Here is a 13602-nt window from a genome sequence, read left to right as displayed (position 1 = left end):
TCGTAGGGGGCTGACAGGCTCGGATGGGGGCAATACCGGCATTAATGGGGGAGATTGGGTCGAATGTGGAGCTGCAGGCCTGTAAGACACGCTTGATGGTGCGTTTGCTTGCTCGTGACCAGTTCGACGCATAACCTCGACGGCAGTGAGGGAGTTACTCCGCGCAGCGCGGATTGCCATACCGGTGAACGACGGACGAACGAGCTTGGTTGATCGAGGCGGGCAAGGTGTCGGCTGTCCCAGTCGTCGCCCGGTCAGCCTTGGCTTGACATCGATCCCGGCGCCGAACGGGCTCTGCGTGGCGCGCTTGTGACCCCTCCCATGTTTGGGTCCGCGTTATGAGGTGTTGACGACGCGAGGAGGGCGGGGCGCACATGGGGCCGCTGGTCGTGGTGCTGATGGTGGCGGTGCTCGTGCTCGCGTTCGGGATGATCGTCGCGCTTCTCGTCGTCATACGCCGCACCTCCGGCAGCGTACCGAAAGCGGGGGCCAAGCCGAGCCCCGAGCAGCTGCAGGCCGTGCACGAGGAGATCGAGCAGGCACGTGAGGAGGCGCGGGAGATCCGCCACAAGGCGGAGACCGACGCCGATGAGATCCTGCGCAGGTCGGAGGCGGCCGCCGAGAGCGCCGCGCAGATGCGCCGCGAGGTCGAGCAGGAGAGCCGGATACTCAAGTCCGAGCTCAAGGAGCTGCGTGCCGACCTCGAACGCCGGGAGGCCAGGCTGGCCGAGCGGGAGCAGCGGCTGGATGAGGAGGCCAGACGGCAGACCGAGCGGGACAGGAAACTGGCCGAGACCGAGATCGAGCTCGCCGACCGGCGCGAGGAGTTGCTCCAGGTCGAGGAGCAGCGCCGGGTCATCTTGGAGCGGGTCGCCGGGCTGACCACCGACCAGGCCAAGTCCGAGCTGGTCAAGGAGATCGAAAACCAGGCCAAGCGCGAGGCCGCGCTGATCGTCAGAGAGATCGAGGGCGATGCCCGCATGGAGGGCGAGAAGCGGGCGACCAAGATCGTGACGCTGGCCGTGCAGCGGGTCGCGGCGGAGCAGACCGCGGAGTCGGTCGTCAGCGTGCTGCACCTGCCCGGAGACGAGATGAAGGGCCGCATCATCGGCCGCGAGGGCCGCAACATCCGGGCCTTCGAGTCGACCACCGGGGTGAATCTCATCATCGACGACACCCCCGAGGCCGTGCTGTTGTCCTGTTTCGACCCGGTCCGGCGGGAGACGGCGCGGCTCACGCTGGAGAAGCTCGTGCTCGACGGTCGCATCCATCCGCAGCGCATCGAGGAGGCGCACGACCGCAGCCGCCAGGAGGTGCAGGACCTGTGCGCGCGGGCCGGTGAGGACGCCCTGGTGGAGCTGGGCATCACCGACATGCATCCGGAGCTGACGCTGCTGCTCGGCCAGCTGAGATACCGCACCTCGTACGGGCAGAACGTGCTGAAGCACCTCATCGAGTCCGCGCACATCGCCGGGATCATGGCCGCCGAGCTGAAGATGAACCAGACGCTGATGAAGCGCTGCGCCCTCTTGCACGACATCGGCAAGGCGCTCACGCACGAGGTCGAGGGCAGCCACGCGCTGATCGGCGCGGAGATCGCCCGCCGCTACGGCGAGGAGGAGGACGTGGTGCACGCCATCGAGGCGCACCACAACGAGGTCGAGGTACGCACCGTCGAAGCGGTGCTCACGCAGGCCGCCGACGCGATCAGCGGCAGCCGGCCCGGCGCCCGCCGCGAGTCCCTGGAGGCATACGTCAAGCGGCTGGAGCGGCTGGAGGAGATCGCGCAGTCGTACGAGGGCGTGGAGAAGGTGTTCGCCATGCAGGCCGGGCGGGAGATCCGGGTCATGGTCAAGCCGGACGCGATCGACGACATCCAGGCCCAAGTGATCGCCAGAGACGTGGCCAAGCAGGTGGAGGAGGAGCTCACCTACCCCGGGCAGATCCGGATCACGGTCGTACGGGAGTCGCGCGCCACGGAGTTCGCCCGTTGACCATTGAGCCCCTTGAGCATGAGCCCGTTCAGTAATTAGCCGTTACGGTGAAGATCTGCTGGTAGAAGGCCAGTTCGGCGGCCAGGGCGGCGGTGCGGGTCTCGGTGCGGCGGAAACCGTGCGACTCGCCGTCGAAGGCGAGATACGTGCAGGCGACCCCACGCTCTGACAGCGCGTCGGCGAAGGCCTCGGACTGCTCAGGCGGCACCACGGGATCGTCGAGCCCCTGCATCAACAGCATGGGGCAGGAGACGCCCTCGACGAGGGCGAGCGGCTCGCGAGCGGCGTAGACCTGCGGGTCTTCCGGTCCGACCAGCCACTCCACGTAACGTGAGGCGAAGTCGTGGGTGTGCGCGGCGAGCGGGCCCAGCATGCTGATGCCGTAGTACGCCACGCCGCCGGCGAACACATCGGACCGGCAGCAGGCGGCCATCACGGTCCAGCCGCCCGCGCTCCCACCGCGTACCGCGATTCTGGCAGGGTCGGCCAGGCCCTCGGCGGCCAGCCATGCGGCGGCGGCGAGCGTGTCCGCGACGTCCAGCAGTCCCCACTGCCCCTTCAGCCGCTCACGGTAGGCCCTTCCATAGCCCGTCGAGCCGCTGTAGTTGAGGTCGAGCACGCCGATGCCGCGCGAGGTCAGGAACGCCTTCTCCAGATCGAGCGCGGTGTCGGCGTGCGCGACCGGCCCCCCGTGCACGAAGATCACGTAGGGCGGCACTCCGCCCTCGGCGGCCGGATCGTACGGCGGGTAGAGGAAGGCGTGAGTGTCCTCGCCCGAGCGCGGCACCCGCACCGCCTGCGGCACGGGCAGGAAGGCCGGGTCCGGCAACCGCTCGATGTCCTGCCGCAGCGCCCGGCTCCGGCCCGAGGGAGTGTCCACGCTGACGACGGTCCGGGGAACGGTGGGGGCGTAGGCGATCCCGGTCACGGTCGCGCCGTCAGCGGCCAGTGTCCCGTCCCACCCGCGGTAGGGCACGTCGAGGTCGGTGAGCCTGCCCGACGCCGGGTCGAGCATGCCCAGACGCAGGTCGGCGTGCCCGTGCAGGACGGCCAGCCGCCCATCCCCGAGCACGGTGTACGGCCTGCCGCCCAGGAGCCGCGGCGCAGGGGTGAACTCCTCTTCTGCCGGGCAGAGCGCCTGCGCGCCGTCGCCGTGCAGGCCGACCTCGTAGAGGTTCCACCAGCCGGAGGAGTCGGAGACGAGGTAGAGGCGGGAGTCGTTCTTCCACGCAGGCGCCAGCACGGACTCCGACGCGCCGCCCCGCACGGTCCACGCGTCTCCGCCCGACAGGGAGGTGACGCGTAGCTCGGTGCCGTCCCATGGTCTGCGTGGATGGTTCCAGCAGACGTAGGCCAGATGCCGCCCGTCGGGCGAAATGGCGGGAGAGGCGTAGAAGTCGCAACCGGTGGCCCATTCGCGGACGTCGCCGCCGTCCAGCGGGACCGACACCACGGCCCGGGTGACCTTGCCGTCCTCGGCGTGCCGCTCGCGTACGCACCACACCTGGCCGTCGTGGACCAGCAGGTCGGCGTAGCGGCAGCCCTCCGGTGTGAGAGGTTTCGGCTCGCCGTTATCTCCCAGAAGGTAGAGGCGCTGATCCTCGTGGTTGGCGAAGACCACGTCACCCGCAGGGGTCACGGCGTAGGGGCGGCCGCCGTCCTCGTGGACCCTGGTGTGCGCGCTCCAGGGCGCAGGAAGCAGCTCACGGCAGGTGCCATCGGCGGCCCGGCACATGAGCGTGGTGCGCCCGCCCTCACCAGGGCGCTCCTCCGTCCACCACACCCGGCCGTCCTGGGCCGCCGGCCAGGCGGGACGCACGCCCGAACCCGCCACGTCTCTGGTCGAAATGGGGGAGGGCCAGAAAGGCATACCCGCATCCTGCCGGAAGATCGCCGAGCGTGCGGGCGGTCCCCCGAGATCAGGGGCATCCCTCGGCCCGTGGGAGGGACGAGGGCAGCCTGAGCCCCGTCCTGCCGAACCACTTGTGCAGCAGCCTCGTGGCCGTGCCGTCCCGCCACATCTCGATGATCGCCCGGTTGACGGCCTCACAGGTGGCGGTGTCGCCCATCTTCAGCCCCACACCCCACTTCTCCTGGAAGAAGGGGTCGTTGAGCAGTTTGAACCGGCCGGGCTCGGCCTCGGCGAACCCGGCCAGGATCAAGTTCTGGGTGCTGACTGCGTCGAGCCGGCCGGAGGCGAGCTTGCTCACGCACTCGGAGTAGTTTCTCGTGGGCACCAGCTTCGCCGGCAGATCCAGCATGCCGTCCGGTGGCGGGTCCACGATCCGCCGGTACGAGTTCGACCCCTCCGCCAGGCAGATGCGCTTGTGCCGAAGATCGGTCACCTTCTTGATGGTGGTGTTGTCGGCGCGGACCATCGTGTCCTGCTCGACGAGCACGTAGGGCCCGCCGAAGGTCACGTGGCGCTTGCGGGCCTCGGTGATGGCGTAGGTGGCGAAGATCATGTCCACGGTGCCGTTCTGGAGCAGCGCCTCGCGGGTGGACGAAGGCGACTCCCGCCAGGTGATCTGCACGTCCTCGCCGCCGGCCAGTGCCTTGACGACGTATCTGGCGACGTCCACGTCGAAGCCCTGAGGGTCGCCGGCGCCGGTCTTCAGCCCGAGGCTCGGCTGGTCCCATTTGGTGCCGACGACGACTCTCTTGGCGCCTCTGATCTTCTCCACGACGGTCGAGTACGCGCCCCCGCCTTGGCATGCGGCCAGGGTCACTACCATGGCCGCACACGCGAACGCCGCCCCCAGCATGGTTACGAGTGTGTGCGCTGGGAAACGCCAGGAAACCGGCCTTACCCGAAATATGGACGTTTCTTGGCGTTTTACGGGTACACGGGCAGCGGGCGGAAGGCCCGCCGCCCGGTCACTCCACGGGACGGTCGGGCGCCACGCCGCCGCCCTCGGTGCCCTCGCCGGCGCCGATGCCGACGGCGGCCGAGCCGGGCGCCGCGACGGGCCGGGCAGCGGTCCTGCGGCTGCGCCTGCTACGCCGCTCCAGCCAGGTGGCCATGTAGCTCAGCGCCATGTTGAGCGCCACATAGATGATGCCGATGACGATCGCCGCCGGGATCAGCGAGCCGAAGAACGCGGCGGGCAGGATCTTGAAGCCGGTGTTGAGCAGGTCGACGTAGGCGATGATGTAGCCGAGCGCGGTGTCCTTCAGCAGGACCACGAGCTGGCTGACGATCGCCGGCATCATCGCCGTGACGCCCTGCGGCAGCAGCACGAGCCGCATGACCTGGTTCTTGCGCATGCCGACCGCGTACGCGGCCTCGGACTGGCCCTTCGGTACCGCGTTCACCCCGGCCCTGACCACCTCGGCCAGCACCGAGCCGTTGTAGAAGGTCAGGCCCAGGACCACAGCGATGAAGGTGTAGTCGCCGCCGCCCACCACCGCGGGTGCGAGGTAGAAGATGAAGAAGATCAGCAGCAACAGCGGGATGGCCCGGAAGACCTCGACCACCACGCCGGCCGGGACCCGAATCCAGGCGTGGTCGGAGAGCCTGGCCAGGCCGAAGATCGCGCCGAAGAGCAGAGCCAGCACCGCGGCGACCGCGGCGGCCCGGAGTGTGCCGATCAGGCCGGGGATGATGAAGTTCAGCCAGGTGTCCCATTCCAGGAACGGCTGCCAGATCTTGGCTTCCCACTGACCCTTGGCGTCGAAACCGGCATAAATGCCATACAGGACGGCGGCGACCGCCACGACGCTGGCGACCGTGAGGAGGCCGTTGCGGACCCGGGCGCGCGGCCCCGGTGCATCGAACAGAACGGCGCTGCTCATCGAACCACCGCCAGACGCTTGGCCAGCCAGCCGGTGAAGTAACCGATGGGCAGTGTCACGCACATGAAGGCGACCACGATGCCCAGGAAGATCGGAATCGAGGCGCCGACCTGGTCGAAGGCCTCCTTCATCTTGTTCGCGGAGTCGAAGGCGTACCCGCCGGCCACCGCGACGGTCGTGTTCTTGATCATGGCGATCATCACGCTGCCCAGCGGCGCGATGACCGCGCGGAAAGCCTGCGGCAAAATGATCATCGTCAACGACTGCATGAACGTCAGGCCGATCGCTCTGGCCGCCTCCGCTTGGCCGAGCGGCACCGTGTTGATGCCGGACCGCAGCGCCTCGCAGACGAAGGCCGCGGTGTAGGCCGACAGGCCCATCGCGACGATCCAGAACGAGTTGACACTGGGCACACTCGAGAAGACCAGGCCGAGCTGGTCGCTGAGGCCGAGTGCGGAGAAGGCCAGGACCAGGGTGAGCGGGGTGTTGCGCACGACGTTGACGTAGATCGTGCCTGCCGCGCGCAGGACCGGCGTGGGGGAAACTCTCATCGCCACCAGGACGGTGCCGAGAATCAGGGAGGCGATCGCGCCCACGATGGAGAGCTTGATGTTCTCCAGGAATCCCAGGGCGAGATCGGGCGCGTATCTAATCAGATCTTCCATCGTGCTCCACCGCATAGAGCGACGGCGGCCGGGATCCCGGCCGCCGTCTCTGACGTGATCAGCTGCAGCCCTCGGCAGGCGGGGCCGACGTGGACACCTGCAGACCCTGAATGCCGCCGAACCACTTGTCCAGCAGCTGCTTCATGGTGCCGTTGTCCCACAGCTTCTTCACCGCCGCGTTGACGGCCTCACAGGTCTTGGTGTCGCCCTTCTTGAGGCCGATGCCGTACTTCTCGTCCGTGAAGCCCTGGCCCAGCACCTTGAAGTTGCCGCCGGCCTGCTTGGCGAAGCCCGCCAGGATCAGGTCGTCGGTGGTGACGGCGTCAAGGTTGCTGCCGTTGAGCTTCTGCACGCACTCGGAGTAGTTGGCGGCGTCGACGGTCGTCGCGTCGATGTCGAGCTCGCCGTCCGGCGGCGGGTCGGTGATCCGCTTGTACGAGTTGGAGCCCGCGGCCTTGCAGATCTTCTTGCCCTTGAGGTCCTGCGGGGCGTTGATCGAGGTGTCGTCCTTGCGGACCATCACGTCCTGGTGCGCGACGACGTACGGGCCACCGAAGGTGACCTTGCCCTTGCGCTCCTCAGTGATCGAGTAGGTGGCGAAGACGATGTCGACCGTGCCGTTCTGGAGGAACGGCTCGCGGTTGGAGGAGGCCGACTCCTTCCACTCGATCTCCACGTCCTTGCCGCCGGCGATCTCCTTGACGACGGCCTTGGCCACGTCGACGTCGAAACCCTCGGGCTCGGCGCCCTTCTTCAGGCCCAAGCTCGGCTGGTCCCACTTGGTGCCGACGACGATCTTGCTCGCCCCCTGGACCTTCTCCACCACAGTGGCGTAGGTCTGGTCTCCGCCGCCACAAGCGGTCAGGCCCGCGGCCAGTGCCGCTACCGAGAGCGCTATGGCTCCCGCTCGACGCATGTGCATGTGTACCTGCCCTCGTAATTTCTCAGTGCGTGAGGATCTTCGAAAGAAAGTCGCGCGCCCGGTCGGTCTGCGCGTTCGTGAAGAACTCGTCGGGAGTGTTCTCCTCCACGATCTGGCCGTCTGCCATGAACACCACCCGGTTGGCGGCCCGGCGGGCGAAGCCCATCTCGTGCGTGACGACCATCATGGTCATCCCGTCACGGGCCAGCCCGATCATGACATCGAGCACCTCCTGCACCATCTCGGGGTCCAGTGCCGAGGTCGGCTCGTCGAACAGGATCATCTTCGGGTCCATGGCCAGCGCCCTGGCGATCGCGACCCGCTGCTGCTGGCCGCCGGAGAGCTGAGCCGGGTATTTGTCCGCCTGCGCCGCGATGCCCACCCGCTCCAGAAGCTCCATCGCCCGCTTGTTGGCGGCGTCCTTGGCGACGCCGCGCACCTTGGTCGGGCCGAGGGTGACGTTCTCCCGGATGGTCTTGTGGGCGAACAAGTTGAACGACTGGAAAACCATGCCTACTTCAGAGCGTAGCCTGGCCAGCGCCTTGCCCTCGGCGGGCAGCACCTGGCCGTCAAATATGATCTTCCCGTCGTCGATCGTCTCCAACCGGTTGATCGCCCGGCAGAGCGTTGACTTCCCCCCGCCCGACGGGCCGATGACGACCAGGACCTCGCCACGAGAGACGGTCAAGTTGATGTTCTTCAGGACGTGCAAGGCCCCGAAGTGCTTGTTGACGTCCTCCAACTGAACCAGTGGAGTGCCGTCGCCGTTCTCCGTCATGGAACGAAACGGTAGAGGGCGTAAAGGCGCTGGTCACTAACCGAGTGGTACCGATCCGATCACATCCGGCCGTCAAGCTGGTCTTTTAGATCTGTGAGGGCCGTCGCAAGCCCGACACCGACTACCCTTGAACATGCCATGACTGTGACCCAGGAGGGCGCCCGCACGTACGAAGTGCGCACATACGGGTGCCAGATGAACGTGCATGACTCCGAGCGGCTGTCAGGCCTGCTGGAGGACGCCGGCTACATGCCCGCGCCGGACGGTGAGACCGCCGACGTGGTCGTGTTCAACACGTGTGCCGTGCGGGAAAACGCCGACAACCGCCTCTACGGCAACCTCGGCCACCTCAGGCCCGCCAAGACCCGCAACCCGCGCATGCAGATCGCCGTGGGCGGCTGCCTGGCGCAGAAGGACCAGGGCGAGATCGTCCGCAAGGCGCCGTGGGTCGACGTGGTGTTCGGCACCCACAACATCGGCTCGCTGCCGGTGCTGCTGGAGCGGGCCCGCATCGAGGGCGAGGCGCAGGTCGAGCTGAAGGAGTCCCTGGAGGTCTTCCCCTCGACGCTGCCCACCAAGCGCGAGTCTCCCTACGCGGCCTGGGTGTCCATCTCGGTCGGCTGCAACAACACGTGCACGTTCTGCATCGTGCCGTCGCTGCGCGGCAAGGAGAAGGACCGCCGTCCCGGCGACATCCTCGCCGAGGTCCAGGCCTTGGTGGACCAGGGCGTCCTCGAGGTCACCCTGCTCGGCCAGAACGTCAACACCTACGGCGTGGAGTTCGGCGACCGCCTGGCCTTCGGCAAGCTGCTGCGTGCCTGCGGCGACATCGACGGCCTGGAGCGGGTCCGCTTCACCTCCCCGCACCCGGCCGCCTTCACCGACGACGTGATCGCCGCCATGGCCGAGACGCCCAATGTGATGCACCAGCTGCACATGCCGCTGCAGTCCGGCTCCTCGCGCATCTTGAAGGCGATGCGGCGTTCGTACCGTGCCGAGCGCTATCTCGGCATCATCGAGCGCGTCCGCGCCGCCATGCCCGACGCCGCCATTTCGACGGACATCATCGTCGGCTTCCCGGGGGAGACCGAGGAGGACTTCCAGGGCACGCTCGACGTCGTCCGCCAGAGCCGCTTCGCCAACGCCTTCACCTTCCAATACTCCATCCGTCCCGGCACCCCGGCGGCCACCATGCCCGACCAGGTGCCCAAGGAGGTCGTGCAGGAGCGCTACGAGCGGCTGGTCGCCCTGCAGGAGGAGATCTCCTGGGAGGAGAACAAGAAGCAGGTCGGCCGGACGCTGGAAGTGCTGGTGGCCGAGGGCGAAGGCCGCAAAGATGACGCCACCCGGCGGTTGTCGGGGCGGGCGGCTGACAACCGGCTCGTGCATTTCGCGGTGGGGTCAGAGGTCCCGCGCCCGGGGGACATGGTGACGGTCGAGGTGACGTACGCGGCACCGCACCACCTGGTGGCGGACGGGCGCGTGCGGTCGGTCCGGCGCACTCGGGCCGGCGACGCCTGGGAGGCTCGCCAGGCCGGCCCGGCGACCGGACCCGGGGTCCTGCTGGGCATGCCCACGATCGGCCGTCCCGACCCGCTGCCTACCGCGCCGACGGGTGCCTGCTCGGCGCACTGAGGCTGGGCTTTCGTCATGGCCGGCCGTGACGGCAGGGTCACCTCCCGCCTGAGCGGGATTCCCGCGCCTCGGTCGGCCGGCGGGACCGCAGCAGTCAGGCGGGCTGCTGCTCGAAGACGAAGTTGATGATGTCGGGGAGCCGGACGACGCGGCCGAACGCTCCCCAGTTGCCGTCGGGGATCTCGACGATGTGCACCCAGGCGGACGGCTCGCTGGAGAGCCGGTCGGGATCGTCGTCGGCCTTGGCCAGCACGGCCGTGACCCGCCGTACCATCTCGGCGCGCTTGTCATCGTCCAAGGATCCGGCCGGAACGCTCACCCGGACCACGTATCTGGCCGGCTCGTCCGCCGTCACCGGGCGCCCGCCGACAGACCAGGCGTCCACGTCCTGGAAGACCAGCCAGGAAATGGACCTCGCGGCCGCGGTGTCGGGCGCTCCCTCCACCTGCATGACCTCCGCGACGAGCTCCTCGGACAAGCGAGCGCGCTGGTCCTCGCGGAGCGAACCGCGGGGAACGAACACTTCGACGAACGGCATGCCCTCCTCCTAAGGGTTGCTTTATTGAACTTACTTCCAAGCGGAAGCTATCCCGAGTGCGTTCAATAAGGCAACCCTCTAGGCTGAACAGCATGCGCCGTACGAGCTTCGCCGACATGAGCTGCGCCATCGCCCGCAGCCTGGAGATCGTGGGGGACTGGTGGACGCCCCTCATCGTTCGTGACGTCTACCTCGGCGTCCGCCGCTTCGACGACCTGGTCACCGATCTCGGGATCTCCCGCAACCTGCTGACCGCCCGGCTCGATCAACTGGTGGACCAGCAGATCCTCGAACGGCGCCGCTACCAGGAGCGTCCCCCGCGTCACGAGTACGGTCTCACCGAGGCGGGCCGCGATCTCGTCCCCGTGCTGATGGCCCTGATGGCATGGGGCAACCGGTGGGCCGGGCTCGAGGACGGCCCACCGGCCCTCCTCGAACACCGGCCGTGCGGAAACCTCTTCACCCCGCTGATCGTCTGTCCGCACTGCGGGGAGCAGGTCACCGCCGACGACGTCAAGGTCCACCCTGGACCTGGAGGTCGCGTGGGGCCCGGCACCTGGCTGCTCGCCGAGCGACTCACTCAATCAGACGTGTCGTGATACCAAGCCGGTCGGCCCGGTGGCAGCGATTGCCCTGTCCATCTCCACCGCAGGTCCGGCGTCACAGCATTGAAGGCGAGAACGTATGTCCGTCCCGGAGTCCGACACCACAGCACGCAAATCGGTAACCCTGCGTCGTCGCCTGATTGCCGAAGTGGAGCAGCTCAGCGGTCCGCGCGGCTTCTCGGCGGCTACCGACGAGGCCTTGTCCTTCTGGGTCGCGCGCAAGAGGCTGCGTCGCGCGATCGATCGCCACGGGGAGGACACCAGCGGGCGCGGCCCCTGCTGTCAGTAACGAGAGGATCAGCAGTTCCCGAGAATCGACTCCATCGCGTTCTTCTCCGCCGACGTGACCCAGACGTCGTACTTGGCCTTCACGTCGATCTGGCGGGCGATGTACGTGCAGCGGTACGCCTTGCGCGGCGGCAGCCAGGTGGCGGCGTCGGAGTCGCTCTTCTGGCTGTTCAGCGGCCCGTCCACGGCCAGGAGGTTCAGCGGGTCGTTGGCGAACTCCTTGCGCTTGGTGGCCGACCATTGCTGGGCGCCCTTCTGCCAGGCGTCCGACAGCGGGATCAAGTGATCGATCTGGACGTCCATGCTCGTGTCCTGGCCGCGTTTGAACTCGATCGTCTTGCCGCTGTAGGGGTCCTTCAGCGTGCCGGTCAGAACGATGCAGTCCTGGGTGCCGCGCTTGAAAGTTTCGTCCTCCAGGTCGCGCTTCAGGATGTCGTTACGGGTGTCGCAGCCGTTGCGGTCCACGTCCGTCCACGCCGGGCCGAACTCGTCGCGGTCGAAGCCCGTCTTGGGAGCCCGGCCTTTGACGTCCAGCTTGGCGAGCTTCTTGCGGGCGTCCGAGACCGAGGCCGAGTCGGGTTTCCCGGGAGTGTCGGGGTACGTGGACTGCGCTTCTAAGCCGCCGCAGCCGGTCAACACCGTCATCGTGGCCAGACCGGCCAGGAACGTCCGAACCCGCACCCCTACCCCCAGACTTCGCCTTTCGTAAAGTCAAGGTATAGCAAGTGCCCGTAAATGGTCTTATAACGCCTCGGGGGCGTCTTGTCTCCCACCTCGGCGCGAACGGGATCTCGCGCAGGCGGGCGTACGGCGTGCTCACCACCTCGAAGCGGGCGGCGAAGGCGGCGGCGGGGCCCTCGTCCCACAGGGAGAGAGAACGAGCCTTGTCGTACGCTGATCGGGGATCATGACACGTCGGGAAGAGGCGGCATGGCGCAGCGGCGCTTACTCGAAGGACTTGGGGTCACGGTCGCTGAGGAAACGGCGTACCGGGCTTTGCTCAGACACGGTCCCGCGACGCTGAGCGAGCTGGCCGCCGAGACAGGCTCGTCCGCCGCCGCCATCCGCCGCATGCTGCCCCGGCTGGAGGACCTCGGCCTGATCTCCCGCGTGGCCGGCCGCCCCCTCCGCCTCATCGCCACCCCGCCCACCATCGCCATCGACATCCTCGTCGCCCGCCGCCAGGAGGAGCTCACCCACAGCCGCGCGGCCGCCGCGCTTCTGGCCACGGAAGTCGCCGCTCGCAGCGGGCCGCAGCCGGAGGAGGTGCTGGAGGTGGTGACCGGCCGCGACGCCGTGGCCCGCCGCTACCTCCAGCTGGAACGCAACGCCACGCGGGAGATGCTGGTGCTGGTGCATCCGCCGTACGCGGTGGACATCAGCGACGACCGGGAGAATCGGCAACGAGCGGCCCGCAGGGGAGCGCCCGTCACCCGCGGCATCTACAGCCCTCAGGCCTTCGAACACCCCGGCATGCTGGCCCACACGCGCCGCGCCGTCGCTGACGGCGAGCAGGCCAGGCTCGGCCAGGTGCCGGTCAAACTGGCCGTCGCCGACGCCCGCACCGCCATCCTGCCGCTGGTCTCCGATGAGGACCAAGCCGTCGAGAGCGCCCTCGTGGTCCACCCGTCAGCGCTGCTCGACGCCCTGGTCGGCCTGTTCGAGACGCTGTGGCGAGCCGCCGTGCCGCTGCGCCTGTCGACGGAGGGCCTGGAACAGGAGCGAGAGGCCCCGGACGCCGAGGTGCTGGCCCTGCTGGCAGCCGGCATGAAGGATGATGCCATCGCCAGGCAACTGGGCCTGAGCCCGCGTACGGTGCAGCGCCGCGTCCAGGTGCTGAGCGAGCGCCTGGGCGCCCGGACCCGCTTCCACGCCGGCTTCCTCGCCGCCCAGCACGACCTGCTACCCAAATGATCAGGACCCGCCCCGCTCACTCTTCGGACTGCGCATATCGCCCAGGTATTCCTCCTTCTAGGAACGAACCCGTGTCGCGGCGAATGACACTGCCAGCGCCGCGATCACTGGAATCGCGGTATAGAAGATCAGGAACAGCAGACCCACCGGCCATAGTCCCTGGCCGCCTCCGCCCTCTCGGACGACACCGATAAGAAAGAGGACGTAGAAGGGACTCGCTGCCAGCAGGCCCCACCAGAGCCCGCCTTGCGGGACGAACCACGCAGCCGTCCCGGAGAGAACGGCTAGGCCGAGGAAAGCCAGGAGGAGGTACGGTGAGTCGAAGAAATCTCGCGGTGCGCCGGGCGACACCACTGGAGAGGTCAGGTGACAGACTCCCGCAGCGGCGGCGCCTGCGATCGCCAAGATCAGGATCCAGACGGTGGCGTCGGTAAGACGAGGCATGGAACCATTCCTTGCGTCCGGTCT

14 protein-coding genes are annotated in these 13602 nt (G+C 68.0%); 5 read left to right on the top strand and 9 right to left on the bottom strand.

Features of this window, described 5'->3' with window-relative positions; all coding sequences use genetic code 11:
- Positions 1 to 374: 374 nt before the first annotated feature.
- Complete coding sequence (gene rny / locus Q9G87_RS48235; RefSeq protein ID WP_305923400.1) at positions 375 to 1994, top strand: ribonuclease Y; 1620 nt, start codon at positions 375 to 377, stop codon at positions 1992 to 1994.
- Positions 1995 to 2022: 28 nt separating this feature from the next.
- Here rny and Q9G87_RS48230 read toward each other — a convergent pair whose 3' ends face one another.
- The 6 genes from Q9G87_RS48230 to Q9G87_RS48205 all read right to left on the bottom strand — a co-directional run bounded on the left by Q9G87_RS48230 (position 2023) and on the right by Q9G87_RS48205 (position 8154).
- A complete protein-coding gene (locus Q9G87_RS48230; protein ID WP_305923399.1) occupies positions 2023 to 3864 on the bottom strand; it encodes a S9 family peptidase in 1842 nt (613 codons plus the stop codon).
- Between the two features lie 49 nt (positions 3865 to 3913).
- Positions 3914 to 4759, bottom strand: a complete 846-nt coding sequence (locus tag Q9G87_RS48225; protein ID WP_305923398.1) for a glutamate ABC transporter substrate-binding protein — start codon at positions 4757 to 4759, stop codon at positions 3914 to 3916.
- Between the two features lie 112 nt (positions 4760 to 4871).
- Complete coding sequence (locus tag Q9G87_RS48220; protein ID WP_305923397.1) at positions 4872 to 5789, bottom strand: amino acid ABC transporter permease; 918 nt, start codon at positions 5787 to 5789, stop codon at positions 4872 to 4874.
- Positions 5786 to 6454: an amino acid ABC transporter permease gene (locus tag Q9G87_RS48215; RefSeq protein WP_305923396.1), complete on the bottom strand. Its 669-nt coding sequence runs from the start codon at positions 6452 to 6454 to the stop codon at positions 5786 to 5788. Before Q9G87_RS48215 ends, Q9G87_RS48220 begins: the two co-directional genes overlap by 4 nt.
- 58 nt (positions 6455 to 6512) lie before the next feature.
- Entirely contained in the window at positions 6513 to 7376 is an 864-nt protein-coding gene (locus Q9G87_RS48210) for a glutamate ABC transporter substrate-binding protein (protein WP_305923395.1), read from the bottom strand.
- A gap of 22 nt (positions 7377 to 7398) precedes the next feature.
- Complete coding sequence (locus Q9G87_RS48205) at positions 7399 to 8154, bottom strand: amino acid ABC transporter ATP-binding protein (protein ID WP_305923394.1); 756 nt, start codon at positions 8152 to 8154, stop codon at positions 7399 to 7401.
- Positions 8155 to 8292: 138 nt separating this feature from the next.
- Between Q9G87_RS48205 and miaB the strand changes: the two genes are divergently transcribed.
- Positions 8293 to 9789: a tRNA (N6-isopentenyl adenosine(37)-C2)-methylthiotransferase MiaB gene (gene miaB / locus Q9G87_RS48200; RefSeq protein ID WP_305923393.1), complete on the top strand. Its 1497-nt coding sequence runs from the start codon at positions 8293 to 8295 to the stop codon at positions 9787 to 9789.
- Positions 9790 to 9883: 94 nt separating this feature from the next.
- Here the strand turns inward: miaB and Q9G87_RS48195 are convergent, their stop codons facing one another.
- Positions 9884 to 10327: a tautomerase family protein gene (locus Q9G87_RS48195; RefSeq protein WP_305923392.1), complete on the bottom strand. Its 444-nt coding sequence runs from the start codon at positions 10325 to 10327 to the stop codon at positions 9884 to 9886.
- Between the two features lie 92 nt (positions 10328 to 10419).
- Between Q9G87_RS48195 and Q9G87_RS48190 the strand changes: the two genes are divergently transcribed.
- On the top strand, positions 10420 to 10926 hold the full coding sequence (locus Q9G87_RS48190) for a winged helix-turn-helix transcriptional regulator (protein ID WP_305923391.1): 507 nt from the start codon (positions 10420 to 10422) through the stop codon (positions 10924 to 10926).
- 85 nt (positions 10927 to 11011) lie between these two features.
- On the top strand, positions 11012 to 11221 hold the full coding sequence (locus tag Q9G87_RS48185) for a hypothetical protein (RefSeq protein ID WP_305923390.1): 210 nt from the start codon (positions 11012 to 11014) through the stop codon (positions 11219 to 11221).
- 8 nt (positions 11222 to 11229) lie between these two features.
- On the opposite strand, the gene Q9G87_RS48180 is transcribed toward Q9G87_RS48185, so the two are convergent.
- Positions 11230 to 11901, bottom strand: coding sequence for an HNH endonuclease family protein (locus Q9G87_RS48180; RefSeq protein WP_305923389.1), 672 nt, complete (start codon positions 11899 to 11901; stop codon positions 11230 to 11232).
- 249 nt (positions 11902 to 12150) lie between these two features.
- Here Q9G87_RS48180 and Q9G87_RS48175 point away from each other — a divergent pair, with 249 nt between their 5' ends.
- On the top strand, positions 12151 to 13134 hold the full coding sequence (locus Q9G87_RS48175; protein ID WP_305923388.1) for a helix-turn-helix transcriptional regulator: 984 nt from the start codon (positions 12151 to 12153) through the stop codon (positions 13132 to 13134).
- Positions 13135 to 13191: 57 nt separating this feature from the next.
- On the opposite strand, the gene Q9G87_RS48170 is transcribed toward Q9G87_RS48175, so the two are convergent.
- Positions 13192 to 13578: a hypothetical protein gene (locus tag Q9G87_RS48170; protein ID WP_305923387.1), complete on the bottom strand. Its 387-nt coding sequence runs from the start codon at positions 13576 to 13578 to the stop codon at positions 13192 to 13194.
- Positions 13579 to 13602: the final 24 nt, after the last annotated feature.

The organism is Nonomuraea turcica, from assembly GCF_030718205.1.
Lineage (GTDB): Bacteria > Actinomycetota > Actinomycetes > Streptosporangiales > Streptosporangiaceae > Nonomuraea.
The sequence above is the reverse complement of the archived record's forward strand: the minus strand, read 5'-3'. Positions and strand labels throughout refer to the sequence as shown.